This window comes from Afipia sp. 1NLS2 (genome assembly GCF_000178995.1).
GTDB lineage: Bacteria > Pseudomonadota > Alphaproteobacteria > Rhizobiales > Xanthobacteraceae > Afipia.
This window is the reverse complement of the sequence record NZ_ADVZ01000001.1, coordinates 1,536,287-1,560,087: the sequence shown is the minus strand read 5'-3', so window position 1 is coordinate 1,560,087 and position 23,801 is coordinate 1,536,287. Positions and strand designations below refer to the sequence as shown.

The following is a 23,801-nucleotide window of genomic DNA, read 5'->3' as shown; positions in this document are numbered from 1 at the left end:
TCATGTTGCACTTCCGGATGCTGGCGTCAGCCATTCCCCTTCTTGCCGTCGGCATTCTGGCTGGCGGGCAGTTCACCTCCGCCTCGCAGCCCTGTATCGCGCTCGGCCGTTCCTCCGTGCAGCTCGCCACCGGGCCATGGCAGTCACCGCAGCATGTCTCCTTCACCGACGATGCAAGCCGCGCCACCGTGCGCGTGCAGCTTGTCGACCGCCCCGAGCTTGCGGATTTCACGGTGGCCGACGATGTCGACGCCTCCGATGATGCCGCACCAACACGGAAGGGCTGCCCGATCACGGCGGCGACGCGTTACGTCACCATCGCAGCCCATGAAAAATCATCCGATCCGGTCATCTATCTGTCGGAACAGCCCGGCGATTATCGCCTCTACGTGAACTCGGCCAAGATCTCGGTCCGTGATGCCGCCGCTCTTCTGGTCGGAGCCGCGCCGCGCCCCGGCAAGCTGGTCCTGTCCCAGCTTTAAGACTTCATTAGCCATCTTCTCATCTCGCGTAGCGGGAGTCTGCCGCCTCAAGCCATTCGCAAGAGAGGAGCGGCAGTCTTTCACCGGGTGATCGGGGTGACAAAACGGGGATGCTGCCATGAACACTGCGATGGGCGGGATGAAGCGTTTGAAAGCGCGGCTGCGCCGGTTTTCCCGCCGCCACCGCCGGATCGTGAGCGCCATCCGCTCATTCCTGATCTTCTCTGCGACTTTCGGCGGCGGTTACGGCTTCGTGCGCGGCAGCCTCTCGCCATCGGCGAATTACGACCCACAGACGTTCGCTGTCGGCATCAGTTTTCTGTTCGCGCTCGCCTGCCTCGCGCTCGCCACCTTGAGCATGCGGATGCGCTGGCTGAAGAAGAGCATGCGCAAAGTCGCGCTTCACAACGAAGCGCTGATCGACCGCAACTGGGAACTGAAGGAAGCCGAAGAGCGCGCACGCAGCCTGTTCGAATCGCAAAGCGATCTTGTCGTGCTGCGCGACGCGAGCCAGCGTCTCACTTTCGTCAACGATACCTTCTGCGACTATGCCGGCAAGCCGCGCGCGGAGTTGATCGGCACCCCCTATCTTCTGCCAGTGATCGAACAGGGCGACGACGCCACCGAGTCGGGCGGCACCCGCATCCACGACCAGAAAGCGCAGACCGCGTTCGGCCCGCGCTGGATCGCCTGGCGCGAGACTCTCGTCCGCCCTCATGCCAACGAGCCCGCGGAATTCCAGTGCGTCGGCCGCGACGTCACCGACCGCACCGAGAGTGAGCACGCACTCGGCCTTGCCCGCGATCATGCGGTCTCGGCCAACCGCGCCAAGTCGAAATTCCTCGCGGTCGCCTCGCACGAAATCCGCACGCCGCTCAACGGCATTCTCGGCATGAGCACCTTGCTGCTCGACACCCCGCTCAACCCCGAGCAGGCCGCCTACGCCAAGGCGGTGAAGACCTCTGGTGAAGCGCTGATGTCGCTCGTCGAGGAGCTACTGGATTTCTCCAAGATCGAGGCGGGCAAGATCAATCTCGAACATCGCCCCTTCCATCTCGCCGGCATGATCGAGGAGATCACCGAATTGCTGGCGCCGCGCGCACAGGCACGGCAGATCGAGATTGCCTGCTATATCGACGAACGCCTGCCGCTCGAAGTGGCGGGTGATGCAGCGCGGCTGCGGCAGGTGCTGCTGAACCTCGCCAGCAACGCCGTGAAGTTCACCTCGCGCGGCGGGGTCGCCTTGATCGTCGAACCGGGAATCTGGCCGAACGAAATCAGCTTCATGGTGCGCGATACCGGCATCGGCATCGCGCCGGATGCGCAGCAACGGATTTTCCGCGAATTCGAGCAGGCCGACGAACACATCGCCCGCCAATATGGCGGCTCGGGGCTCGGCCTCGCCATCAGCGAACGCATCGTGCGCCGGATGGGCGGCCGCATTGCGCTGGAAAGCGTGCCCGGCGAAGGTACGACATTCGAGGTCTCGATTCCATTGCAGGCTTCCGACACCTCGGCGATAACCACATGGCGCACGCCGGACCTCACCGGCAAGGCGGTGATGGTGGTGATGCCGCAGACAATCGGCGCATCGCTGGTGACGCGGCGGCTCGGGCGCTGGGGCGCACAGACCTGCGAAACATCCGATCTCACCGTCGCCGAAGCGCTGCTGCCCGAGCGCGCCTGGCACGCCGTGATCATCGATCATGCCTTGGGCGCAGACGCCGTGCAGGCTTTCGGCGAACGCGCGATCCCCCACGCCACGCACCGCCTTGCGATGTTCACGCCCGCGGAGCGCCACGATCTGCGGCCCGCCGAAATGGCGGCCTTCACAGGCTATCTCGTCAAGCCGGTGCGCGCGGCCTCGCTGGCGGCGCGGCTCTTGCCGGAAGCACCGCTTGCGCCGGAGCTGCCGGACGATTCCGACGTGACTCGCACGCCTGCCGCGGCCAAGAAACTTTCGATTCTCGTCGCCGAGGACAACGAGATCAACGCGCTGCTGATGCGCTCGCTGCTGACCAAGCTCGGTCATCAGCCGGTGATCTGCATTAACGGCCGCGAGGCGCTGGAATCCTGGATCGCGGCGGAGACGGCGGGCGCGCGTTACGACGTCGTGCTGATGGACGTGCAGATGCCCGAGATGAGCGGCATCACGGCGACGCGGATGATCCGCGCCCGCGAATCAGAGCGCGGCCTGTCGCGCACGAAAGTCCTGGCTCTGACCGCCAACACGCTGGTCGAGGATCGCTATGCCTGCTTCGAGGCGGGAATGGACGGCTTCCTCGTCAAGCCGCTGGATCGCGAGAAACTTGCGCAGGCACTAAGCGATATATCACCCGCACATCTCGCGGCCTGAAACGTCATCGAAACGTCGCATGCGGACTTGCCCGCCGCTGTCATAAAACCATTGGGCTAGGCGTGCTTAATCCGCCGCGAAACCGCTTCTGACCGATTCGAAGCGTCGCGGGGAAGAAGGATGCGTGGCGACAATGATGCCGGGTTGATACCCGGCGCGGTGCAAAACTGGCTCAAGCCTGAACTCGCGCGCACTGCGGCGCTAGCCGCTGCGAACTGGCTGAAACCCGCCCGCCGCAGCATCGACATCCTCCGCCCCGATTTCGCGGCACCACACTTCGATACGCTCGGGCGCCTCGGCTCGCTTGAGGTCCGGCTCGCCACATCGCGGGACGACATCAAGCGCGCACAGAAACTGCGCTACAAGGTTTTCTACCGGGACGGCACCGCGATCGCGGATGCACCGACGCTGCTGGCCCGACGTGACAAGGATATGTTCGACAAGATCTGCGACCATGTCCTTGTTATCGATCACGACGCGCCGCTGACGCGGCGCGGTAAACAGCAGGTGGTCGGCACCTATCGCCTACTGCGCCAGGAGATCGCGCGGCCCCATGGCGGCTTCTACACCGACGAGGAATTCGACATCTCCGCTTTGATGGAACGCCATGCGGGGCTGCGCTTTCTTGAACTCGGCCGCTCCTGCGTGCTGCCGCCCTATCGCACCAAGCGCACGGTGGAATTGTTGTGGCACGGCATCTGGACCTATGTCCGCCGCCACCGCATGGATGTGATGATCGGCTGCGCGAGCCTGCCCGGCACCGATCCGAACCGTCTGGCGCTGCCGCTGTCGTTCCTGCATCACCATGCGGCAGCACCCGAGGAATGGCGCGCGCGGGCGCATGCTTCGCGCTATGTCGCGATGAACCGGATGGCGAAGGATGCGATCGACGCCAAGGCGGCGTTGCGCGAACTGCCGCCGCTCATCAAGGGCTATCTGCGGCTCGGCGCCTTTATCGGCGACGGCGCCGTGATCGATCATCAGTTCGGCACCACTGACGTGCTGGTGGTGATGCCGGTCGCCGCGATCGCCTCGCGCTACATCGGCCATTTCGGCATGGATGCGAGCCGTCACGCGGCCTGAGGCTTAAAGCCGCCGCAGCGAGACTTTCTCCACCACATGATCGCTGCCCTTCTTGAGGATCAGCGTCGCGCGCGGCCGTGTCGGCAACACGTTTTCATGCAGGTTGACGCGGTTGATCGTATTCCAGATCGAGAGCGCCTTCTTGCGCGCCTCCTCGTCGTTCAGTCCCGCGTAGCGGTGGAAATAGGATCGCGGATCGTTGAACGCGGTGTCGCGCAACCTCAGGAAGCGCGTGACGTACCACTCGCGCAGCATGTCCTCGTCGGCATCGATAAACACCGAGAAGTCGAAGAAGTCGGACACGAACGGAATCGCTTGGCCGTCCGCGGGCAGCCGGCCGGTCTGCAGCACGTTCAGTCCCTCGACGATCAGGATATCCGGCTGGTCGATCTCGACGGTCTTGTTCGGCACGATGTCATAAGTCAGATGCGAATAGACCGGCGCGCGCACGTTGGGGCGGCCGGCCTTGATGTCGGACAAAAACGCCAGCAGTGCGCCGAGATTGTAGCTTTCGGGAAAGCCCTTCTTGTCCATCAAGCCTTCGCGCTCAAGATACGCGTTGGAATGAAGGAAGCCGTCGGTGGTGATGAGATCGACCTTCGGCTTCGGCGACCAGCGCGCCAGCAGCGCCTGCAGCACACGTGAGGTGGTGGACTTGCCGACCGCAACCGAGCCCGCAACGCCGATAATGTAGGGCATCTTGCGATCGCGGATGCGCAGGAAGCGGCGTTCGGATTCAAATAGCCGCTGGGCCGAGCTGACGTAATAGGACAACAGCCGCGACAGCGGCAGGTAGATTTCCTCGACCTCCTTGATGTCGAGGCGGTCGAGCATCGAGTGCATCCGCTCGATCTCCGCCGCCTTCAACGTCATCGGCGTATCGTCACGCAGTTTCGCCCATTGCGCGCGCGTGAACGACCGATAAGGATCGTATTTCTGTAGTTCGGCCCCCGTCGTCATGGCCCCGGTCTCTTTTCTCTCTCATTCCGGAACGGCGAGCCGCGACGGATACGCAAACAAGTTTGGCGCGCTTCACTCAGCCTTATCGGTCCGGCTTGCGCGACGCCTTTTCTTCCAGCCCCGACATCTGTGTGCGGCGGGCAAGCTCAGCCTCGACTTCGGACAGCGCGATGCCGCGCGACTTCAGCAGCACCAGAAGATGGAAAAGCAGATCGGCGCTCTCCGCCACGATATGTTCGCGCGTACCGCCACTCTCGACCGACGCGATCACCACCTCGATCGCCTCCTCGCCGAGCTTCTTGGCGCAGTGCTCGGGCCCCTTGTCCAAGAGCTTGCGCGTATAGGACACGTCTCCGCTGGAGGCGGCGCGGGCATCAATGACGCCAGCCAGATCGTGAATGGTGAAACCGCTCATCGCATTATCCCTGGGGCTTTCCCGGTGTCCGACCGGCCAGCCAATCTCATTTTACCGTCTGCCATCCTAGCAAAGACCCGACGGCGCTCATGGGTCAAGCCGCATCGGCAGCCCGGCGCGAGCCATGTGCTCCTTGGCCTGCCGGATGGTGAACTCACCAAAATGGAAAATCGAAGCGGCGAGCACGGCGGTGGCGTGACCCGAGCGGACGCCTTCCACCAGATGATCGAGATTGCCGACGCCGCCCGAGGCAATCACCGGCACGGAAATGCTGTCGGCGATCTGCCGTGTCAGCGGAATATCGAAGCCCTGCCGCGTGCCATCGCGGTCCATCGAGGTCAGCAGGATTTCGCCAGCACCAAGCGAAACCACTTCCTGCGCGTATTCGATGGCGTCGATGCCGGTCGCCTTGCGCCCGCCATGGGTGAAGATTTCCCAGCGGTCGGAATTGCCCGCGCGCGGCACGCGCTTGGCGTCGATGGCGACCACGATACATTGATTGCCGAACTTCTCCGCCGCCTCTTTTACGAATTCGCGACGGCTGACGGCGGCGGAATTGATCGACACTTTATCGGCGCCGTGATTGAGCAGCGTACGGATGTCATCCACCGTGCGCACGCCGCCGCCGACGGTCACCGGCATGAAGCAGGCTTCCGCCGTGCGCTTCACGACGTCGAGAATTGTGCCACGGTTCTCATGCGTCGCGGTAATGTCGAGAAAGCAAAGCTCGTCCGCACCCGCCGCGTCATAGGCGATCGCCGCTTCCACCGGATCGCCGGCGTCGCGCAGATCGACGAAGTTGACGCCCTTGACGACACGGCCGTCCTTGACGTCGAGACAGGGAATGACGCGGGCCTTGAACATCTAGGCCGCCTTTGCTGCCGCGATCAACGCCAACGCCTCCGCCGGATCGATCCGCCCGTCATAAAGCGCACGACCGGAAATCGCGCCTTCGAGCTTTTTGGCGCGCAGCGTGAGCAAAGCCTTCACGTCATCAATCGAAGCGAGACCGCCGGAGGCAATCACCGGAATTGAAATGGCTTCCGCGAGCGCAATCGTCGCATCGAGGTTGAGGCCCTTGAGCAGGCCATCGCGCGCAATGTCGGTGAAGATGATCGCGGCAACGCCCGCATCCTCGAACCGCTGCGCGATCTCGAGCGCGGTGACGGTCGAGGTTTCCGCCCAACCCTCCACCGCGACCTTGCCATCGCGCGCGTCGAGCCCGACCGCGACGCGGCCGGGATATTTTTTCGCAGCTTCCTTCACAAAGGAAGGATCACGCACCGCCGCGGTACCGATGATCACGCGCGCGATACCCTTGCCGAGCCAGGCCTCAAGAGTCGCCATGTCGCGAATGCCCCCGCCAAGCTGCACCGGCATTTTCACGACCTTCAGGATCGCCTCGACCGCCTGAGCGTTCTGCGGCTTGCCCGCGAACGCGCCGTCGAGATCGACGATATGCAGATACGCGAAACCCTGCCGCTCGAACGTCGCCGCCTGCGCGGCCGGATCGAGGTTGAACACGGTGGCGCGCGCCATGTCGCCCTGCTGCAGGCGCACGCACTGGCCGTTCTTCAGATCGATGGCGGGAAAAAGGATCACGGCTTCCACTTCAGAAAATTGGCGATCAGAGCGAGCCCGAATCGCTGGCTCTTCTCGGGATGAAACTGCGTGCCGAACATGGTGTCCTTGGCGACGATCGCGGTGAGCGGCCCGCCGTAATCGGCGCGCGCGATCACATCGCCCTCGCTCGTGGCGTTGAGGTGATAGGAGTGCACGAAATAGGCGTGGCGGCCTTTGTCGCCGAGCGGCAAGTTTTCCATCACCGGGTGTTCGCGGATAAGGTCGAGCGTGTTCCAGCCCATGTGCGGGATCTTCAGGTTCTCATCCCGTGGCGCGATTTTTTCGACATCGCCGGAAATCCAGTCGAGGCCCGGCGTGGTGACATGCTCCTTGCCCTGTGTCGCCATCAACTGCATGCCGACGCAGATACCGAAGAACGGCCGCGCCTTGCTGCGCACCGCTTCCGTCATCGCATCGACCATACCATCGAGCGCATCGAGCCCCTTGCGGCAATCGGCGAAAGCACCAACGCCGGGGAGAACAATACGATCCGCACGATAGACCGTTTCCGGATCGCGGGTGACGACGACCTTCTCCGGCAATTCAAGCGCACGCGCGGCCCGCTCGAAAGCCTTCGCCGCCGAGTGCAGGTTGCCGGAACCGTAATCGATCAGAGCGACGCTCACCGTGAACCATCCGGCATCGGAAAGAATCCCGCCGCGTCCTGCGCGACGATGGACGAGCGTGGCATCGGGACGGCGGAGGATGTCTTTGCGGGATAGGCAAAGCCATCCTGCGAAATTTGCTCGAAGAACCGCCGCTCGGCGGCTTCCTCGTCATCCGCCGCGACAAGACCGATCTGCTGCCACTTGCGGCGCGACAGCGTCCAGCGGCGCAGCGAGCCTGCTTCGCTGCCCAGGAACAGCGCGATCACCAGCATCACCACGAAATGCGCGAAGCTGGAAGCATGCGCGAGACGCAGCATGATCTCGGCCGCGATCTGCACCACGATGTAGCCGAGCAGCACCAGCCACAGCCTGCGATAGATCAGCCAGATGAAACCGAGCAGGAAAGCCCAGACGTGAAAGCCGTCGCGCACGAACACGACCTTTTCCGGCGCGGCACGGACATCGTTGCCGAGGCTTTTCGGGGCGTGAACTGTGTAGACCGGCATCTCACCTCTCCGGCGGCGCGCTTGTCGCGCTAGCCGCCCAACTGACCCTTGGTCGAGGGCACCGCGCCGTTGGCGCGCGGATCGATCGCGACCGCGGCGCGCAGCGCGCGCGCAAGCCCTTTGAAACAGGACTCCGAGATGTGATGGCTGTTCTCGCCATACAAGGTCTCGACATGCAGCGTGATGCCCGCATTCATCGCGAACGCGTGGAACCACTCGCGCACCAGCTCGGTGTCGAACTCGCCGATCTTGTCGCGCGGAAACTCCACCCTGAACACCAGTACCGGGCGGCCGGAAATATCGATCACGACGCGCGACAGCGTCTCGTCCATCGGCAGGTGCACGCCGGCATAACGGGTGATGCCCGCCATGTCGCCCAGCGCCTGCTTCACCGCCTGGCCGAGCGCGATGCCGACATCCTCGGTGGTGTGGTGGTGATCGACATGCAAGTCCCCCTGCGCCTTCACCGAGATGTCGATGCCCGAATGGCGCGCCAAGAGATCCAGCATGTGGTCGAAGAAACCAATGCCGGTCGCAACATCGGAGACGCCCTTGCCGTCAAGATTGACGCTGACGGCGATATCGGTCTCCTTGGTCTTGCGCTTGATCGTGGCCGTGCGCATGAAATTCGCTCCAGAACCCAATTTTGAGCGCCTTTTAACAGGCAGATGACGCCTTCGCTACTGCAACAGTGGCCAGGAGGCCTCCCAATCGCGTCTATGGTGACCGGATTTTTCCGGATTCCGGGCTTCCCTGGCCGCCGTTTGCATCCAAGGCTGGAGCTTCCTAAATGGGAGCCTGTCAGGGGATAGATCATATGCAGAATTCGCAAGCCGAGAGCTGGCACGGCACCACGATCCTCACCGTCCGCAAAGGCGGAAAGGTGGTGGTGGGCGGCGACGGCCAGGTCTCGATCGGCCAGACCGTCATCAAATCCAATGCCAAGAAGGTGCGCAGGCTCGGCAAGGGCGACGTGATCGGCGGCTTCGCCGGCGCCACCGCCGACGCCTTCACGCTGTTCGAGCGGCTGGAGAGCAAGCTCGAACAATATCCGGGACAACTGACGCGCGCCTGCGTCGAACTCGCAAAGGACTGGCGCACGGATCGTTACCTGCGGCGACTGGAGGCGATGATGATCGTCGCCGACAAGGATGTCTCGCTGGTGCTCACCGGCACCGGCGATGTGCTGGAGCCCGAAGACGGCATCATCGCGATCGGCTCCGGCGGCAATTATGCGCTTGCCGCCGCGCGGGCATTGTCCGACTCCTCACATGATGCCGAAGCCATCGTGCGCCGCTCGCTCGAGATTGCAGCCGACATCTGCGTCTACACCAACCGTAACCTGACCATCGAAACACTCCTCGCATGAGCGCGGCGAAAGTCGCAACGACGTCTGCGACAGTCGGATTGTCGATACGTCAGGGACTCCTTCTCGGCGCGCTTCTACTCGCTCTGCAGGCGGCAGGACTTTACGCGATGGGCCGCGTGCCGATCTGCACCTGCGGTTATGTCAAGCTGTGGCACGGCGTGGTGCAGAGTTCGGAGAACTCCCAGCACATCGCCGACTGGTACACCTTCTCGCACCTCATTCATGGCTTCCTGTTTTATGCCCTGACATGGTTGATGCTGCCAAAGACACCCTGGATCGCGCGGCTTCTGATCGCAATGGTCGTTGAAGGCGGCTGGGAACTTCTGGAAAACTCGCCGATCATCATCGAGCGCTACCGCGCAGGCACGATTTCACTGGACTACTATGGCGATAGCATCGTCAATTCGGTGTCGGACACGCTGGCGATGGTTCTGGGCTTTGTGGCCGCACGGACAATGCCTCTCATGGCGACAGTCGCCATTGCCATCTTGTTCGAAATCGCGGTCGGCCTGCACATTCGCGACAACCTGACGCTGAATATCATCATGCTGACTCACCCGTTTGAGGTAATCAAACAGTGGCAGGGCGGCCCGCCGATTATCTAGCTCGCTTGCGAAACCGATCATTCAACCTAACTGAAATGCCATGACCGACTTCTCTCCTCGCGAAATCGTCTCCGAACTCGACCGCTTCATCGTCGGCCAGCACGACGCCAAGCGCGCGGTCGCCATCGCGCTGCGCAACCGCTGGCGGCGGCTGCAACTCACCGGAAGCCTGCGCGAGGAGGTGCTGCCGAAAAACATCCTGATGATCGGCCCGACCGGCGTGGGGAAGACCGAGATCGCGCGGCGGCTCGCGAAACTCGCAGGCGCGCCGTTCATCAAGGTGGAAGCTACGAAATTCACCGAGGTCGGCTATGTCGGCCGCGATGTCGAACAGATCGTGCGCGACCTTGTCGATGTCGCCATCGCGCAAACCCGCGAGAAGAAGCGCAAGGATGTCGAGGCGCGTGCCGAACTGGCCGCCGAGGAACGCGTGCTCGATGCGCTGGTCGGCGCCAATGCCTCCGCGAGCACGCGGGATTCGTTCCGCCGCAGGCTGCGCGCGGGCGAACTCAACGACAAGGAAATCGAAGTCGAGACGCAGGCCGGCGGCGGGCCTTCGATGTTCGAGATTCCTGGCATGCCCGGCGCGCAGATGGGCGCGATCTCGCTCGGCGATATTTTCGGCAAGATGGGTGGGCGCACCAAGATGCGGAAGCTGACGGTCGCCGATTCCTATGAAGTGCTCGTCAACGAAGAGTCCGATAAATTGCTGGATGACGAAGCGCTGACGCGCGACGCCATCCATGCGGTCGAGAACAATGGCATCGTGTTCCTCGACGAGATCGACAAGATCTGCGTGCGCGAGGGTGCGCGCACCGGTGACGTGTCGCGCGAAGGCGTGCAGCGCGACCTGCTGCCGCTGATCGAAGGCACCACGGTGTCCACCAAGCACGGCCCGGTGAAAACCGACCACATCCTGTTCATCGCCTCGGGTGCGTTCCACATCGCCAAGCCGTCCGACCTGCTGCCGGAATTGCAGGGCCGCCTGCCGATCCGCGTCGAGTTGCAGGCGCTGGTGCGGGACGATCTCCGCCGTATCCTCACCGAGCCGGAAAGTTCGCTCATCAAGCAATATGTGGCGCTGATGGCCACCGAGGGCGTGACGCTCGATATCACCGACGATGCCATCGACGCGCTGGCCGATGTCGCGGTCGCGGTGAACGCGAGCGTGGAGAATATCGGCGCACGCAGGTTACAGACCGTATTGGAACGGGTGCTCGACGAGACCTCGTTCCACGCGCCCGACATGCACGGCCAGACCGTCACCATCGATGCCGCTTACGTGCAGAAGTACATCGGGGACCTCGCGAAGAACGCGGATCTTTCAAGATTTATTTTGTGAGGCACGTCATTCCGGGGCGCGCGTAAAACGTGCGAACCCGGAATCTCTCCCGAACAATACAAAGTTCCGGATCATCCCGCTCCGCGGGATGTCCGGAATGACGCCTGCGTTGGCAGCCTACCTTGCCCGCCGCAACCGGACATAGAGCGCGCCTGCGCCGCCATGGCCGATGGAGGCTTCTTCAAAGCCGACGACGAGACTGCGGAATTCCGGCAGGCCCAGCCATTCCGGCACCTGACGCCGCAACACGCCGCGCTCGGAATCAAGCGCGCCGCTGCGGCCCTTGCCGGTAATCACGAGCACGAAGGTCAGCCCATCCTCGCTGGCGCGCGACAGAAACGCAATCAGCGCGCGATGCGCGCGCGCTTGCGTCATACCGTGCAGATCGAGCCGCGCCTCGATTTCCTTGCGGCCACGCGCGAGATGCGATCGCTCGCGGCGGCCGAACGGAGCCAGCGGCGGCGGTGAATTCTTCGGCCGAGGCGCGACTGTGGTTTGTTTCGGTGAAGCAGCAGGCCCTGACGGGCGACCCGCGACTTCTTTTGTGACGGCGTCTTCTTCGCCCTGCGCACTACTCTCGGACTTTTCGACTTTGGGCGGCCGGCGCAGCGGCTTGATCTGTTTTGTCACCGTCTCCCACAATTCGCGCTCTTCGGAATCGAGAGCGCGGCGGCGGCGCGAGGGCGGTGGCGACAAGTCCGGCGGGCGAGAGCGCTTCATGAGTTGTCCGCCTGGCGGCGGACGCGCCGTTTGGGCCTGGGCTTCTCCTCGGCCGGGCGGGCATCCGGCAGCGGCACGGTTCTGCCGTGCGCGACCGGGTCCAGAGACTTCGGCAACAGGATGGTGAAACGCGCCGCGTTCTTGATGCGACCCGCGATCTTGCCCGCCTCCGTGCCCGCGCCGAAATAGAGATCGGCGCGCGCGGGGCCGACAATCGCCGAGCCGGTATCCTGCGCGATCATCAGCCGGCGGAACGGCGTATTCGAGGTGTCGCTTTCGATCGGCAGATCGCCGTCGATGAAGAACGGCGTGCCATAGACATGCAGCGCCTTGTCGACCGCAATCGAGCGGCCTGCCGTCAGCGGTACGCCCTGCGCGCCGATCGCCTCATCATCCGCCTTCAGCGGCACTTCGTGGAAAAAAATGTAGGAGCGGTTCTGCCGCCGCAATTCATCCGCCGCGCCGGGATTCTGCTCCATGTATTCACGGATGCGCTGCATCGACATCTGGTCTTTGGGAATGATGTTGCGCTCGATCAGCACGCGCCCGATCGGCGTATAGGGAAAACCATTATGCGAATCGTAATTGATCCGCACCATCGAACCATCCGGCAACTTGATCCGGGCCGAGCCCTGAATCTGGATGAACAGAAGATCGGTCTGGCTCTTCAGCCAAACGATCTCCAGCCCGCGGCCAGCAATCGCGCCATCCTCGATCTGGGCGCGGTCATAATACGGCACCAGCTTGCGGCGGCCGATCTTGCGGAACACATCGCCCTTGTTTGGCAGGCTCGGCGAGGCCTGACTGTATCCGCGCACGAACAGATTCGAGGGACGGCGATAGACCGGCACCGCGTAGACATCGGTCTTGGTACGCGAGCCTTCGACGATGGGTTCGTAATAGCCGGTGACGAAGCCTGCATCCTCGCCAAGACGCGAGATCGTCACCGGCGCGAACTGCTCCTCGAAAAATGCGCGCGCGGATGCGGCATCATGAGCCTTCGCTCCGCGTGCGGCAAGGCAAGGCTCGCGCAGCGCATCGCCCAGAAATTTGTCGGGGATATCTTCCGGCTTCTTCGTCTTGCGCGCGAGGACAGGCGCGCAGCTTGCCTTGAATGTCTTGAACGCCTTGAACTGGTCGTCATCCGCCCAGCCGCGCAGATCGCTCCAGGCGACGGGACTATATTGCACGCCCGGAATGGCAAGCGGCCAGTGGATGTTTTCGGGCCGCAGTCGCACATGGTGCGTGGCCTCGACCTCTGGCCGGGAAGCGCGACGGTGGCTGCGGGCATCCGCGACCGCGCTGCATGTCAGAACCGCCGCCGCGAATACCAGTGCCGCGGCGGAGCCGTAAGGGAAGCGTCCGTCAGTGTCCGCTTTCCGTTCCAACCAGCTTCCAATTCGGATCGCGGGAGGAAACGTCACGTGAGAACGTCCAGACATCGGTGACATCGGTGAGTTTTTCAGGGTTGCCATCGATGACCGCACCGTCCTTGTCGCGCGTGGCGGTGATCATCTGCGAAACAAACCGAACGGTGAGGTGCGCGAGCTTGTCCCGGACGCCGGCGCTGACGAGTTCGGCCTTGTCGATCGAAGCAAACTTGGTCTCGACCTTTTCACCCTGCTGTTCGCGGCCCTTGATGACGGCTTCAAACCCATCATAGACATCGGAGGACAGCAGGTCCTTCAGCGTGCGGCGGTCGCCATTGGCGAAGGCCAGCACGATCATCTCATAGGCGCTTTTTGCGCCGGAAATGAAATGTTGCGCATTGAAGGACGGATCGGCGGCGGCAACCTGATCGAGGCCGCTGGCCAGCTCCGAATCGGGAGCGGCGATGCCCTTCCAGCGCTCGCGGGGCGAAACCGGATCGGCGGAAGGTGCCAGGGTCGCTTGATCGACGGCGGTGCCGGGCATGCGGACCACATTATTGTCGTTGCCCGTCGGTGCGACATCGCGCGTCACGCGATCATAAGGCGGCCGCTCGCTGCCGGTGCGCTGTCCAAGAACGTTGCGCAGCCGCAGGAAAATAAAGACGGCCAAGGCCAAAAAGATGATGGTGTAAATGTCCACGTTACGTCACTTCCGATCTGGCGTGTTCCCGTCCGGTACGGGGTTATGTAAGCACGAAAGATAGCCGCGCCACCGTGTCTTAAACCCTTAACGTGGCGGCCGTCCGGCTCCCGATTGCGGTAATTGTTGCGATTCTAGCCCAATCCCTTGCTCCCAGCCAAGCTTTTGGCCCTGATTCGGACAGCCGTCCTTGTCGAGAGCGGCAGCCCTATGATAGCCACTGCGCCCAAACCAGCTTCCCAAACGAGATTGCAGGAGAGATCGATGACTGACACCAATGCCGCTCCGGCCGAGGCCGCCGGTCCTCCGCAGCTTGGCGTTCTGACGCAATATATCAAGGATCTCTCCTTCGAGAATCCGAATGCACCTGCATCATTGTCGCAGCAGGACAAGCAGCCGGAAATCTCGATTCAGATCAATGTCGGCGCCACCAATCTCGGCGGCACCGATTTCGAGGTTCTGCTCGCCATCGAAGGCAAGGCCATGAATGGCGACAAGGTGCTGTTCGCATTCGAGCTGGCCTATGCCGGCGTGTTCCGGATCGAGAACGTGCCGCAGGACAGCCTGCATCCGTTTGTAATGATCGAATGCCCCCGGCTTTTGTTCCCGTTCGCCCGCGAAATCGTCGCGACCGCAACCCGCAATGGCGGTTTCCCGCCTCTGATGCTCGATCCGGTGGATTTCGTCGGCCTCTATCGCCAGAACATGGCGCGGCAGGCCGAGCAGGCCAAACCGAACTAAGCCTAACCAGGCTGAAGAAAAGCGGGCCACATGGCCCGCTTTTTTATTCCGCGTCGGAAAATTCCCGCCAGATCGGATTATCGCCCAGCGTGGCAACGAAGGCGCGATGCGCTTCGATCTCTTCCGGCGTCATGCGCGGCGGCAGCGGTACCTCACGAACACGCCGTTCGACCTCGACCACGCGGATCGATGTGGTTCGCGTTTCCGCGAGAATGAGCGAGGACTGCCGCGCGCCGATCAGATCGATATAGACTTCGGCAAGCAGTTCGGCGTCGAGCAACGCGCCGTGCTTGGTGCGCCGCGAATTGTCGATCGCATAGCGCGAGCAAAGATCATCGAGCCTGTTGGAGACGCCGGGATGCTTGCGGCGCGCCAGCAGGAGCGTATCGACCAGACGCTCACGCGGAATGGCCGCGCGCTTGACGCGCTCCAGTTCCATGTTGATGAAACCGATATCGAATGACGCGTTGTGAATGATGAGCGGCGCGTCGCCGATAAAAGTCAGAAAGTCTTCCGCCACGGCGGCGAACAACGGCTTGTCCGACAAAAACTCGGAGGACAGGCCATGCACCGCAAAAGCTTCCTGCGGCATGTCGCGCTCGGGATTGATGTAGACGTGATAGGTCTGCCCGGTCGGCATGTGGTTGAACATCTCGACACAGCCGATCTCGACCAGCCGGTCGCCGCGCAGCGCATCGAGGCCGGTGGTTTCGGTATCGAGAACGATTTCGCGCATCTCTCAATATCTCTTGGAATCAGGAACGCCGTCGCGGCATGGTAGCGACTTTCGCAAGCACATGGCGGATTTGTTCGCGCGCGGACTCAAGCCCGTTCGACGTATCCACCACAAAATCCGCACGCGCCCGCTTGTCGGCATCGTGCATCTGCCGTGCTAGAATCGTCTCGAGCTTGGCAGCCGTCATGTTCGGCCGCGCAAGAATGCGCGCATGCTGCACCTCTTCCGGCGCGCTCACGACCAGCACCGCATCGACGCGATTTTCGGCACCGGTCTCGAACAGCAGCGGAATATCCAGCACCGCAACCGGCGCGCCGGCCTGTTCTGCACCGGTCAGGAACTCTTTTTCGTGCGCGCGCAGCATCGGATGCACGATCGATTCGAGCTGTTTCATCGCCGGTGCGTTGCCGACAACATACGCCGACAGTTTCTCGCGATCGACACCGCCTGCCCCCGTCGTGCCTGGAAAAGCCTGTTCGATCGCCGCAACTGCTTCACGTTCATACAGGCGATGCACGGTCGCATCCGCGTCATAGACTGGCACGCCCAGCTCAGTGAACAACTGCGCCGTGGTGGACTTGCCCATTCCGATCGATCCGGTCAATCCGAGCACGAACATCGGTGAACCTCAGGGCAGCGGCGCGAGGCCAAGCCCGCGCAGAAAACCGAGCAATGGCAGCAGCGGCAGGCCGAGGATGGTGAAGTAATCGCCTTCGATCCGCTCGAATAGATGCACGCCTGCACCCTCAAGCTGATAGCCGCCGACGCTGGCGGTGACCGCTTCGCCCGCAAGATCGAGATAGGCTTCCACCTGCGCATCGCTCAGGGGCCGCATGGTCATGCGCGCGGTCGAGATGGATTCGAACAGGATCTGATCGCCTTTCGCGACAGCCACCGCCGAATGCAGATCGTGCGTGCGGCTGCACATGGATTTCAACTGCGCGCGCGCCTGCGCCCGATCTTCGGCCTTGGCAAAAATCTGTGACCCAAGCGCCAGCGTCTGATCGGCTCCGATCACGTAAGCGCCAGGATTCGCGCGGCTGATATGGAGCGCCTTTTCTCTTGCAAGCAATGCGGCAACGGCGGGCGCATCGGCAAGTCGGGACGATTGCTCGATTGCGCGCTCATCGATGTTCGCGGGCAGCGCCTCGAATTCGACTTTCGCGCGGCGCAACAAGGCCTGTCGCGCGGCACTCTGCGAGGCGAGGATCAGCCGGGATGATGGATTGTCCGCCATATCTTACGTGCACTCATGTCTTATATGCGCTGACGCTGCCGGTCGGCGTGAAGCTTCATCACCGCGGCGGCCGTCTCTTCGATGGAGCGGCGGGTGACATCGAGCAGCGGCCAATCGTATTTGGCGCTGAGCTTGCGTGCGAACGCAACCTCCTCTGCCACCGACTGACGCTCGACATAGGCATCCTCGCCGATCCGGCCGAGGCCGCCCGCCGCGCCCATGCCGAGCAGTCGGTTCTGCCGGACCTGCACCAGCCGCTCCGGCGTGGCGTGCAGACTGACCACCAGCGGCTTTACCAGCGTCTCGAGCTGCGGCGGAATCGGAATGCCGGGCACCAGCGGCACATTGGCCGTGCGGATACCGCGGTTGGCGAGATAGATCGAGGTCGGCGTCTTCGACGTGCGCGACACGCCAACCAGCACGACATCGGCCTCCTCCAGGCCTTCGACGTGCTGTCCGTCATCATGCATCATGGTGTAGTTCAAGGCGTCGATGCGCTTGAAATAATCCGCATTGAGCATGTGCTGCGCGCCGACGCGCTGGGACGTTTCGCGTCCAAGGTAGGCGCGGAACAATTCCATCACCGGCCCGATGATGGACAAGCTTGGAATGTTGATTTCCTTGCACTTGGCTTCCAGCCGCTCCACCAGATCCTTTTCCAGGAGCGTAAACAGCACGATGCCCGGCGCTTCCTCGATCTCGGCGAGCACACGGTCGAGCTGCTTCTGGCTGCGCACCAAGGGGTAGACATGCTCCACCGGCGTGACGTTGGAATATTGAGCAGCCACCGCACGCGCCACCATGATGATCGTCTCGCCGGTGGAGTCCGAGATCATATGAAGATGAAAATAATTATTGGCGGTCGCCGGCATCGTGTTTCAGGCCCCCACCCTGTTCGCGGTTTTCGCTCTGTGCATTGCTGTGAATCCGTGTGGGCAGATCGGCCTGTTGGTTGGTCACCCGAGAGGGCCTGCGTAAAACCCTGCCGGTTGTTCACACCACTGTTTTCGGGATGTAACCGGCCGGCCTGAAAAAGTGTAACGGGGTTATGTGGATTTGTCTCGAACAATGCGGTTGGAATAATCTCGCAAAGCCTTGCGATGAATACTGTTTTATCAACCGCTACCGATAACGCTGGAATCGGGGATAATATTTGCGGGTGTTGAAAACAGACCAAGAAACACGGGACGGTTTTGAACCGTCGCAATCCACTGTTACGCAGACTCAAACCTTAAGAATCTAAAAGATTGATAGAGGAAGGGGTGGATACGGAAAGAGCTGTTTTGCGGCTCCCTCCGTAACGGTCTTGCGATGGGATCATCCTGGAAAATCACGATGAGCGGTTGCAGGGCATCGGATTTTTGGCGATATCAAACCCTGCTCTCCCGACGAAGGCTGTCCCGATGTATGAGTGGATCAAGGCGCTGCATATCCTTGCGGTGATTTCCTGGATGGCCGGGATGCTCTATCTGCCCCGGCTGATGGTCTATCATTGTGCTGCCGAGATCGGCTCGAAGCAGTCCGAAACCTTCAAGGTCATGGAGTGGCGGCTTCTAAAGATCATCATCAACCCCGCGATGGTGGTCACCTGGCTCGCTGGATTATGGCTGGTCTGGCAAGGGAGCTGGTACATGTCGGGATGGTTTCAGGTTAAATTCGCTCTCGTCATCGTGATGTCGGCGATCCACGGCATTCTGGTGCGCCGGGTGAAGGATTTCGCCGCCGACCGCAATACGCGCAGCGCCAGATATTTCCGGATAATCAACGAAGTGCCGGCCGCCTTGATGATTGCTATCGTCATTCTAGTGGTGGTGAAGCCATTTTAAGGTTTTCTCCGCCTTTTCGCCTTCATCCTGCGCAAATCCGTGGCTCTGTTGCCTCAAGGATGTTCTTGCGCGGCGGGGACTGATTTTCTATATTCGTCCCATCCTTCCGAACGCAGGCGGATGTGACGCGCTCCGGTTCTCGCCGGCCGCCACATCAAGCTCGAAGCCGCCCGGCACCTTTCTCAGCCCAAGTCTTTCAGACAGGCCCTGCGCTAACCGAGACCTTTCCTTTCGCATTTCGCAGGCGAAAACCCCCTTCTTCTCTCTACTTCTTCATCAGGATACTCCCATGCGGGAAATGAAACTTCAGGACCTCAAGGCCAAGACGCCGGCTGAACTCGTCTCGTTCGCCGAAGAACTTGGGGTCGAAAACGCCAGCACAATGCGCAAGCAGGAGCTGATGTTCGCCATTCTCAAGCTGCTGGCGAGCCAGGAAACCGACATCATCGGCGAAGGCGTCGTCGAAATTCTCTCCGACGGCTTCGGTTTCCTTCGGTCCTCCGACGCCAACTATCTGCCCGGCCCGGACGACATCTATGTCTCGCCATCGCAGATCCGTCGTTTCGGCCTGCGTACCGGCGACACCATCGAGGGCCAGATTCGCTCGCCGAAGGAAGGTGAACGCTACTTCGCGCTGCTCAAAGTCAACACCCTCAATTTCGAAGACCCAGAAAAGTCCAAGCACAAGGTCAATTTCGACAATTTGACGCCGCTGTTCCCGGACGAGCGATTCAAGCTCGAGCTTGACGATCCGACCCGCAAGGATCTGTCGCCGCGCGTGATCGACATCGTCGCCCCCATCGGCAAGGGCCAGCGCGCGCTGATAGTGGCGCCGCCGCGCACCGGCAAAACGGTGCTGATGCAGAACATCGCCCACGCCATCACCACCAACCACCCGGAATGCTACCTGATCGTGCTTCTGATCGACGAGCGTCCGGAAGAAGTCACAGATATGCAGCGCTCGGTGAAGGGTGAGGTTGTGTCATCGACCTTCGACGAACCGGCGGTGCGTCACGTTCAGGTCGCCGAAATGGTGATCGAGAAGGCCAAGCGTCTGGTGGAACATGGCCGCGACGTGGTGATCCTTCTTGATTCCATCACGCGTCTGGGCCGTGCCTACAACACGGTGGTGCCGTCATCCGGCAAGGTGTTGACCGGCGGTGTGGATGCCAACGCGCTGCAGCGGCCGAAGCGCTTCTTCGGCGCCGCGCGTAACATCGAGGAAGGCGGCTCGCTGACCATCATCGCGACCGCGCTGGTCGATACCGGCAGCCGTATGGACGAAGTGATTTTTGAAGAGTTCAAGGGCACCGGCAACTCCGAGCTTATCCTCGACCGCAAGGTGTCCGACAAGCGTACCTTCCCGGCGATCGACATCGCGCGCTCCGGCACGCGCAAGGAAGAGCTCATCACTGATCCGCAGCTTCTCAAGAAGATGTACGTGCTGCGGCGTATCCTCAACCCGATGGGCACGATGGATGCAATCGAGTTCCTGCTCGACAAACTGCGCTCGACCAAGAACAACGCAGAGTTCTTCGATTCAATGAACACCTGAACAGCATCTGGCTGTTCGCTCTCAAGGCCCGGCCTCGCGCCGGGCCTTTTGTTTTTGGATTATTGCAGACGACGATTTGCGGAAGACGCGTCCTCGCGAAGAACGAGCGCGGTCAATGCATCCGGCTCCGTCACTGGCAGGGAGCAGGTTTGTCCACGGCAGACAAAGGCAGCGCCGCCGCCCGGCGCAACCTTGTCGGCTGCCGGATGATGCGGCGGCAGCTTTGCGGGATCGGGCACACGCAGGACGATGGTGGTGGCATGCGGCAAGGCGCGCGCGGCTTTTAAGAGCGCCTCAACGCCCTCCCCCTGTCCTGTCACCACGATCTCGCTGCCTGCGAGATACAGATCGAGCGCATTGAGCAGCGACAAGTGCCCGAACATGTTGGCGGCCGCGACCGGCAGCATGTGCTTGAACAACATGTCGAGTTGTCGCCGCCAGCGCTCATCCCCGGTGAGCACGGCGAGGCGCGCGAGATTCTGCGCGGTGAGGCCAACGTGGTTGGGGATGGCGTCGTCCACGGTGGAATGCGGACGCAGGATCAAACCCTCCGCATCGTCCGAGGTGAGAAAATAACCGCCATGCTGCGGGTCGCCATAGTGTGTGTCGAGATCGGCCTGCCACAGGATCGCCTGATCGAGAAACAGATGGTCGCCGGTGGCTTCATACAACGCCAGTGCGGCGCGGATCATCGCCGCGTGGTCGGATGCCAATGCCGGCTGCAGCAATTTTCCCGCGCGCCATGAGTGACCGAGACGATCGCGCCGGCTCATGGTGGTGGTGACGAACCCGAACGCGGTCGTGGCCAGCGTCAGCCAGTCGGGCCGATTGAAGGCGTTGGCGGCGTGCGCCAGCGCGGCGATGGTTAGTCCGTTCCAGTCGGCCAGCACCTTGTCGTCGAGGCCGGGGTGGACGCGCTTCTCGCGCGCACGGAACAGGATCGCACGCAACGCGGCCAATTGTTCGGCTTCCGTCGCGGTCTCGCTTCCGTCATCGAGCCGATTGAGAATGTTGTGGCCCTCGAAATTGCCCTCGGCGCTGACGCCGTATTTCGCGGCGAAGAATGTCGCGTCATCCGGGCCCAGCAGATGCGCGATGTCCGCCTGTGACCAGACGTAGAATTTTCCTTCCTCGCCTTCGCTGTCGGCGTCGAGCGAGGATGCGAAGCCGCCCTCTTTCGTCAGCATCTCGCGCTTGAGCCAGCCGACGGTCTCTTCGGCGCGCTGGCGATAAAGTTCATTGGGCGCGCGCGCGTGCTCCAGCGCCAGCATGTCGAGGATCTGCGCGTTGTCGTACAGCATCTTCTCGAAATGCGGCACCAGCCAGCGCGCATCGACCGAATAGCGTGCATAGCCGCCGCCAAGATGATCGTAGATGCCGCCCTGGCTCATCTGCGTGAGAGCGAGATTGGTGGTGATGAAATAGCGCTCGTCGCCGGTGCGCGCCCCGGCACGCCAGAGAAATTCGAGCATCGAACATTGCGGAAATTTCGGTGCGCCGCGCAGCCCGCCATTGGTCGGGTCGGTTGCACGCGCGATCGATCCCGCGGCGTTGTCGAGTTCGTTGAGGCCGATGGACGCGGCATCGGCGCTGCTGCGCTGGCTCAGGCTTTTTTCGATCGCGGCCTTGTTGGCGGCGATCTTGTCGGGCTCGTCGCGGAAAATCCGGGCGAGTTCGCGCAAGACCTCAACGAAAGCAGCGCGGCCATATTGCGCGGTTTTCGGAAAATAAGTTCCGCCCCACACCGGTGCGCCATCGGGTGTGAGAAACATCGTCAGCGGCCAGCCGCCCTGCTCGCCCAACAGATGCAGCGCGTTCATGTAGATCTGGTCGATGTCGGGCCGTTCCTCGCGGTCGACCTTGATCGGGACGAACAGCTCGTTCATCACCGCCGCGGTGGTTTCGTCCTCGAAGCTCTCATGCGCCATGACGTGGCACCAATGGCAGGCAGCGTAGCCGACGGAGAGCAGGATGGGTTTGCCGGTCCTCTGGGCCTCGGCCAGGGCTTCTGGCCCCCATGGCCACCAATCGACAGGGTTGTGCTGGTGCTGAAGCAGATAAGGGCTGGTTTCACCGGCCAAACGGTTTGTGTGCAATGCAACATCACTCATGCTGCGGCTCCCTCAGCAATATGTTGCGCCGCAGCAATACGGCGAAACCCCTCGAAACGCGGTTTTTGGTTGCCCTCCTCCGCCCTGTCGAACAAATAAGCCATGCCGTTCCAACTACCAACCATTTACGCGCTGGCCTCGGGCCGTCCGCCCTCGGCCATCGCCATCGTCCGCGTGTCGGGTCCGCGTGCTGCGGCGACACTTGAGAGTTTGTGCGGCCGCCTGCCCCGGCCGCGCACGGCGACCCTCACGACCCTGACCTCGCCCGAGACCGGGCCGATTGATCAGGCCGTCGCGCTGTGGTTTCCCGCGCCTCACAGCGCGACCGGCGAAGACGTCGCCGAATTCCAGTTGCATGGCGGCCGCGCTGTGATCGCGGCGCTGTTCGCGGCACTGGGAAAAATCGAAGGCTTGCGTCCGGCGGAGCCCGGCGAGTTCACGCGCCGCGCATTCGAGAACGGCAAGCTCGATCTGACCGAAGCCGAAGGCCTCGATGATCTCATTCACGCCGACACCGACCGGCAGCGGCGGCAGGCGTTGCGTCATCTGCAAGGACTGCTTGGCCATCGCGCGCAGACCTGGCGCAAGCAGATCATCGAGGCGATGGCGCTCGTTGAAGCGGGCATCGATTTCTCCGACGAAGGCGATGTGTCGGCGGAGTTGATGGCGCCAGCCATGCAACGTGTTGCTGCGCTGAAAAGTGAAATTCAAGAAATACTTGCGGCATCGGCGCAAAGTGAACGCCTGCGCGAAGGCTTGCAGGTCGCTATCGCGGGTCCGCCGAACGCGGGGAAATCGACTCTGCTCAATCGCTTAGCGCGGCGCGAGGCCGCGATTGTTTCGCCGTACGCGGGCACGACGCGCGACGTGATCGAGGTCCATCTCGATCTCGACGGCTATCCGGTGACGCTGATCGACACCGCAGGCCTGCGCGAGACCAACGATCCGGTTGAGCAGGAAGGCGTGCGCCGTGCGCGGGCGCGCGCGGAATCTGCCGATCTTGTTTTGTGGATGTGCGAGGCGGGCGACGACGCGCCGCCGCCGCTTGCGGACGGTGCGCCGCTTTGGGTGGTCCGCAACAAGATCGACCTGGCGGCAACGCCAACCAAGGGCGAGGGCGGCTTTGCTATTTCGGCGGCGACCGGGCAGGGCGTCGATGCGGTGGTCGGATCGCTGGTCGATTTTGCGCGGGATACTTTCGGCGGCGGTGAGGCGGCGCTGGTCAGCCGCGCCCGGCACCGCGCCTTGCTGACGGAAACGGTCGAGGCGTTGGAGCGGGCGGGCCAGCGGGGGGGCGAGGGCGATGAGATCGTCGCGGAGGAGCTCCGAATCGCGATTCATGCACTGGGACGGCTTTTGGGCCGCGTTGACGTCGAGGAGATTCTGGATTCGATCTTTCGGGAGTTCTGCATTGGTAAATGAAGGGTTGTTTCACGTGAAACGATATAAGGTCCTG

At 62.2% G+C, this 23,801-nt stretch carries 25 protein-coding genes; 10 read left to right on the top strand and 15 right to left on the bottom strand.

The features are described from left to right. Positions 1-2 precede the first annotated feature (2 nt). From AFIDRAFT_RS07705 to olsB, 3 genes are all read left to right on the top strand, one after another. Positions 3-482 (top strand): hypothetical protein, encoded by a 480-nt coding sequence (locus AFIDRAFT_RS07705; protein ID WP_009338627.1) that lies wholly within the window; start codon positions 3-5, stop codon positions 480-482. A 118-nt stretch (positions 483-600) separates the two neighbouring features. Continuing rightward, positions 601-2,838 (top strand): ATP-binding protein, encoded by a 2,238-nt coding sequence (locus tag AFIDRAFT_RS07700; RefSeq protein ID WP_009338626.1) that lies wholly within the window; start codon positions 601-603, stop codon positions 2,836-2,838. A gap of 120 nt (positions 2,839-2,958) precedes the next feature. After that, entirely contained in the window at positions 2,959-3,921 is a 963-nt protein-coding gene (olsB, locus tag AFIDRAFT_RS07695; protein WP_009338625.1) for a l-ornithine N(alpha)-acyltransferase, read from the top strand. A gap of 3 nt (positions 3,922-3,924) precedes the next feature. On the opposite strand, the gene coaA is transcribed toward olsB, so the two are convergent. The 7 genes from coaA to hisB all read right to left on the bottom strand — a co-directional run bounded on the left by coaA (position 3,925) and on the right by hisB (position 8,656). Beyond that, the gene (coaA, locus tag AFIDRAFT_RS07690) at positions 3,925-4,881 is read right to left on the bottom strand and encodes a type I pantothenate kinase (protein ID WP_009338624.1); all 957 of its coding nucleotides are present in this window, start codon (positions 4,879-4,881) and stop codon (positions 3,925-3,927) included. 82 nt (positions 4,882-4,963) lie between these two features. Beyond that, positions 4,964-5,296 carry a phosphoribosyl-ATP diphosphatase gene (locus AFIDRAFT_RS07685; protein WP_009338623.1) on the bottom strand — a complete coding sequence of 111 codons (333 nt, stop codon included), beginning with the start codon at positions 5,294-5,296 and terminating at the stop codon, positions 4,964-4,966. Between the two features lie 87 nt (positions 5,297-5,383). Continuing rightward, on the bottom strand, positions 5,384-6,160 hold the full coding sequence (gene hisF / locus AFIDRAFT_RS07680; protein WP_009338622.1) for an imidazole glycerol phosphate synthase subunit HisF: 777 nt from the start codon (positions 6,158-6,160) through the stop codon (positions 5,384-5,386). Beyond that, the gene (gene hisA / locus AFIDRAFT_RS07675; RefSeq protein ID WP_009338620.1) at positions 6,161-6,898 is read right to left on the bottom strand and encodes a 1-(5-phosphoribosyl)-5-[(5-phosphoribosylamino)methylideneamino]imidazole-4-carboxamide isomerase; all 738 of its coding nucleotides are present in this window, start codon (positions 6,896-6,898) and stop codon (positions 6,161-6,163) included. Further along, the gene (gene hisH / locus AFIDRAFT_RS07670; protein WP_009338617.1) at positions 6,895-7,545 is read right to left on the bottom strand and encodes an imidazole glycerol phosphate synthase subunit HisH; all 651 of its coding nucleotides are present in this window, start codon (positions 7,543-7,545) and stop codon (positions 6,895-6,897) included. Before hisH ends, hisA begins: the two co-directional genes overlap by 4 nt. Further along, entirely contained in the window at positions 7,542-8,033 is a 492-nt protein-coding gene (locus AFIDRAFT_RS07665; RefSeq protein WP_009338615.1) for a DUF2628 domain-containing protein, read from the bottom strand. The genes hisH and AFIDRAFT_RS07665 overlap by 4 nt, the downstream gene beginning before the upstream one ends. Before the next feature lie 29 nt (positions 8,034-8,062). Beyond that, positions 8,063-8,656, bottom strand: coding sequence for an imidazoleglycerol-phosphate dehydratase HisB (gene hisB, locus AFIDRAFT_RS07660; RefSeq protein ID WP_009338613.1), 594 nt, complete (start codon positions 8,654-8,656; stop codon positions 8,063-8,065). Between the two features lie 194 nt (positions 8,657-8,850). Here hisB and hslV point away from each other — a divergent pair, with 194 nt between their 5' ends. From hslV to hslU, 3 genes are read left to right on the top strand one after another with little or no spacing between them, the layout of a single operon-like run. Next, positions 8,851-9,402 carry an ATP-dependent protease subunit HslV gene (gene hslV, locus AFIDRAFT_RS07655; protein ID WP_040297897.1) on the top strand — a complete coding sequence of 184 codons (552 nt, stop codon included), beginning with the start codon at positions 8,851-8,853 and terminating at the stop codon, positions 9,400-9,402. Further along, complete coding sequence (locus AFIDRAFT_RS07650) at positions 9,399-10,007, top strand: DUF2585 domain-containing protein (protein ID WP_009338610.1); 609 nt, start codon at positions 9,399-9,401, stop codon at positions 10,005-10,007. Before hslV ends, AFIDRAFT_RS07650 begins: the two co-directional genes overlap by 4 nt. A 40-nt stretch (positions 10,008-10,047) precedes the next feature. Continuing rightward, positions 10,048-11,349: an ATP-dependent protease ATPase subunit HslU gene (hslU, locus tag AFIDRAFT_RS07645; protein ID WP_009338608.1), complete on the top strand. Its 1,302-nt coding sequence runs from the start codon at positions 10,048-10,050 to the stop codon at positions 11,347-11,349. Between the two features lie 117 nt (positions 11,350-11,466). Here hslU and AFIDRAFT_RS07640 read toward each other — a convergent pair whose 3' ends face one another. From AFIDRAFT_RS07640 to AFIDRAFT_RS07630, 3 genes are read right to left on the bottom strand one after another with little or no spacing between them, the layout of a single operon-like run. Beyond that, positions 11,467-12,069, bottom strand: coding sequence for a Smr/MutS family protein (locus AFIDRAFT_RS07640; RefSeq protein ID WP_009338606.1), 603 nt, complete (start codon positions 12,067-12,069; stop codon positions 11,467-11,469). Then, positions 12,066-13,457, bottom strand: coding sequence for a murein transglycosylase A (mltA, locus tag AFIDRAFT_RS07635; protein ID WP_040297895.1), 1,392 nt, complete (start codon positions 13,455-13,457; stop codon positions 12,066-12,068). The genes AFIDRAFT_RS07640 and mltA overlap by 4 nt, the downstream gene beginning before the upstream one ends. Continuing rightward, positions 13,435-14,139, bottom strand: a complete 705-nt coding sequence (locus tag AFIDRAFT_RS07630) for a Tim44/TimA family putative adaptor protein (protein WP_009338602.1) — start codon at positions 14,137-14,139, stop codon at positions 13,435-13,437. Before AFIDRAFT_RS07630 ends, mltA begins: the two co-directional genes overlap by 23 nt. A 264-nt stretch (positions 14,140-14,403) precedes the next feature. Here AFIDRAFT_RS07630 and secB point away from each other — a divergent pair, with 264 nt between their 5' ends. Beyond that, positions 14,404-14,880: a protein-export chaperone SecB gene (gene secB, locus AFIDRAFT_RS07625; protein ID WP_009338600.1), complete on the top strand. Its 477-nt coding sequence runs from the start codon at positions 14,404-14,406 to the stop codon at positions 14,878-14,880. 43 nt (positions 14,881-14,923) lie between these two features. Here the strand turns inward: secB and dnaQ are convergent, their stop codons facing one another. Genes dnaQ through AFIDRAFT_RS07605 form a run of 4 tightly spaced genes read right to left on the bottom strand, consistent with a single transcriptional unit; the run spans position 14,924 to position 17,725 of the window. Continuing rightward, the gene (gene dnaQ, locus AFIDRAFT_RS07620; protein WP_009338598.1) at positions 14,924-15,616 is read right to left on the bottom strand and encodes a DNA polymerase III subunit epsilon; all 693 of its coding nucleotides are present in this window, start codon (positions 15,614-15,616) and stop codon (positions 14,924-14,926) included. A 19-nt stretch (positions 15,617-15,635) separates the two neighbouring features. Beyond that, positions 15,636-16,235, bottom strand: a complete 600-nt coding sequence (gene coaE / locus AFIDRAFT_RS07615) for a dephospho-CoA kinase (RefSeq protein WP_009338597.1) — start codon at positions 16,233-16,235, stop codon at positions 15,636-15,638. A gap of 9 nt (positions 16,236-16,244) precedes the next feature. Next, positions 16,245-16,853, bottom strand: coding sequence for a Maf family protein (locus tag AFIDRAFT_RS07610; protein WP_009338595.1), 609 nt, complete (start codon positions 16,851-16,853; stop codon positions 16,245-16,247). 20 nt (positions 16,854-16,873) lie between these two features. After that, entirely contained in the window at positions 16,874-17,725 is an 852-nt protein-coding gene (locus AFIDRAFT_RS07605; RefSeq protein WP_009338593.1) for a pyruvate, water dikinase regulatory protein, read from the bottom strand. Positions 17,726-18,256: 531 nt separating this feature from the next. Here AFIDRAFT_RS07605 and hemJ point away from each other — a divergent pair. Both hemJ and rho read left to right on the top strand, forming a co-directional pair. Next, a complete protein-coding gene (hemJ, locus tag AFIDRAFT_RS07600) occupies positions 18,257-18,679 on the top strand; it encodes a protoporphyrinogen oxidase HemJ (RefSeq protein WP_009338591.1) in 423 nt (140 codons plus the stop codon). 289 nt (positions 18,680-18,968) lie between these two features. After that, on the top strand, positions 18,969-20,234 hold the full coding sequence (rho, locus tag AFIDRAFT_RS07595) for a transcription termination factor Rho (protein ID WP_009338589.1): 1,266 nt from the start codon (positions 18,969-18,971) through the stop codon (positions 20,232-20,234). Between the two features lie 59 nt (positions 20,235-20,293). Here rho and AFIDRAFT_RS07590 read toward each other — a convergent pair whose 3' ends face one another. Beyond that, positions 20,294-22,345 carry a thioredoxin domain-containing protein gene (locus tag AFIDRAFT_RS07590; RefSeq protein ID WP_009338587.1) on the bottom strand — a complete coding sequence of 684 codons (2,052 nt, stop codon included), beginning with the start codon at positions 22,343-22,345 and terminating at the stop codon, positions 20,294-20,296. 102 nt (positions 22,346-22,447) lie between these two features. On the opposite strand from AFIDRAFT_RS07590, the gene mnmE reads away from it, so the two are divergent. Next, positions 22,448-23,767 (top strand): tRNA uridine-5-carboxymethylaminomethyl(34) synthesis GTPase MnmE, encoded by a 1,320-nt coding sequence (mnmE, locus tag AFIDRAFT_RS07585; RefSeq protein WP_009338585.1) that lies wholly within the window; start codon positions 22,448-22,450, stop codon positions 23,765-23,767. Positions 23,768-23,801 lie beyond the last annotated feature (34 nt).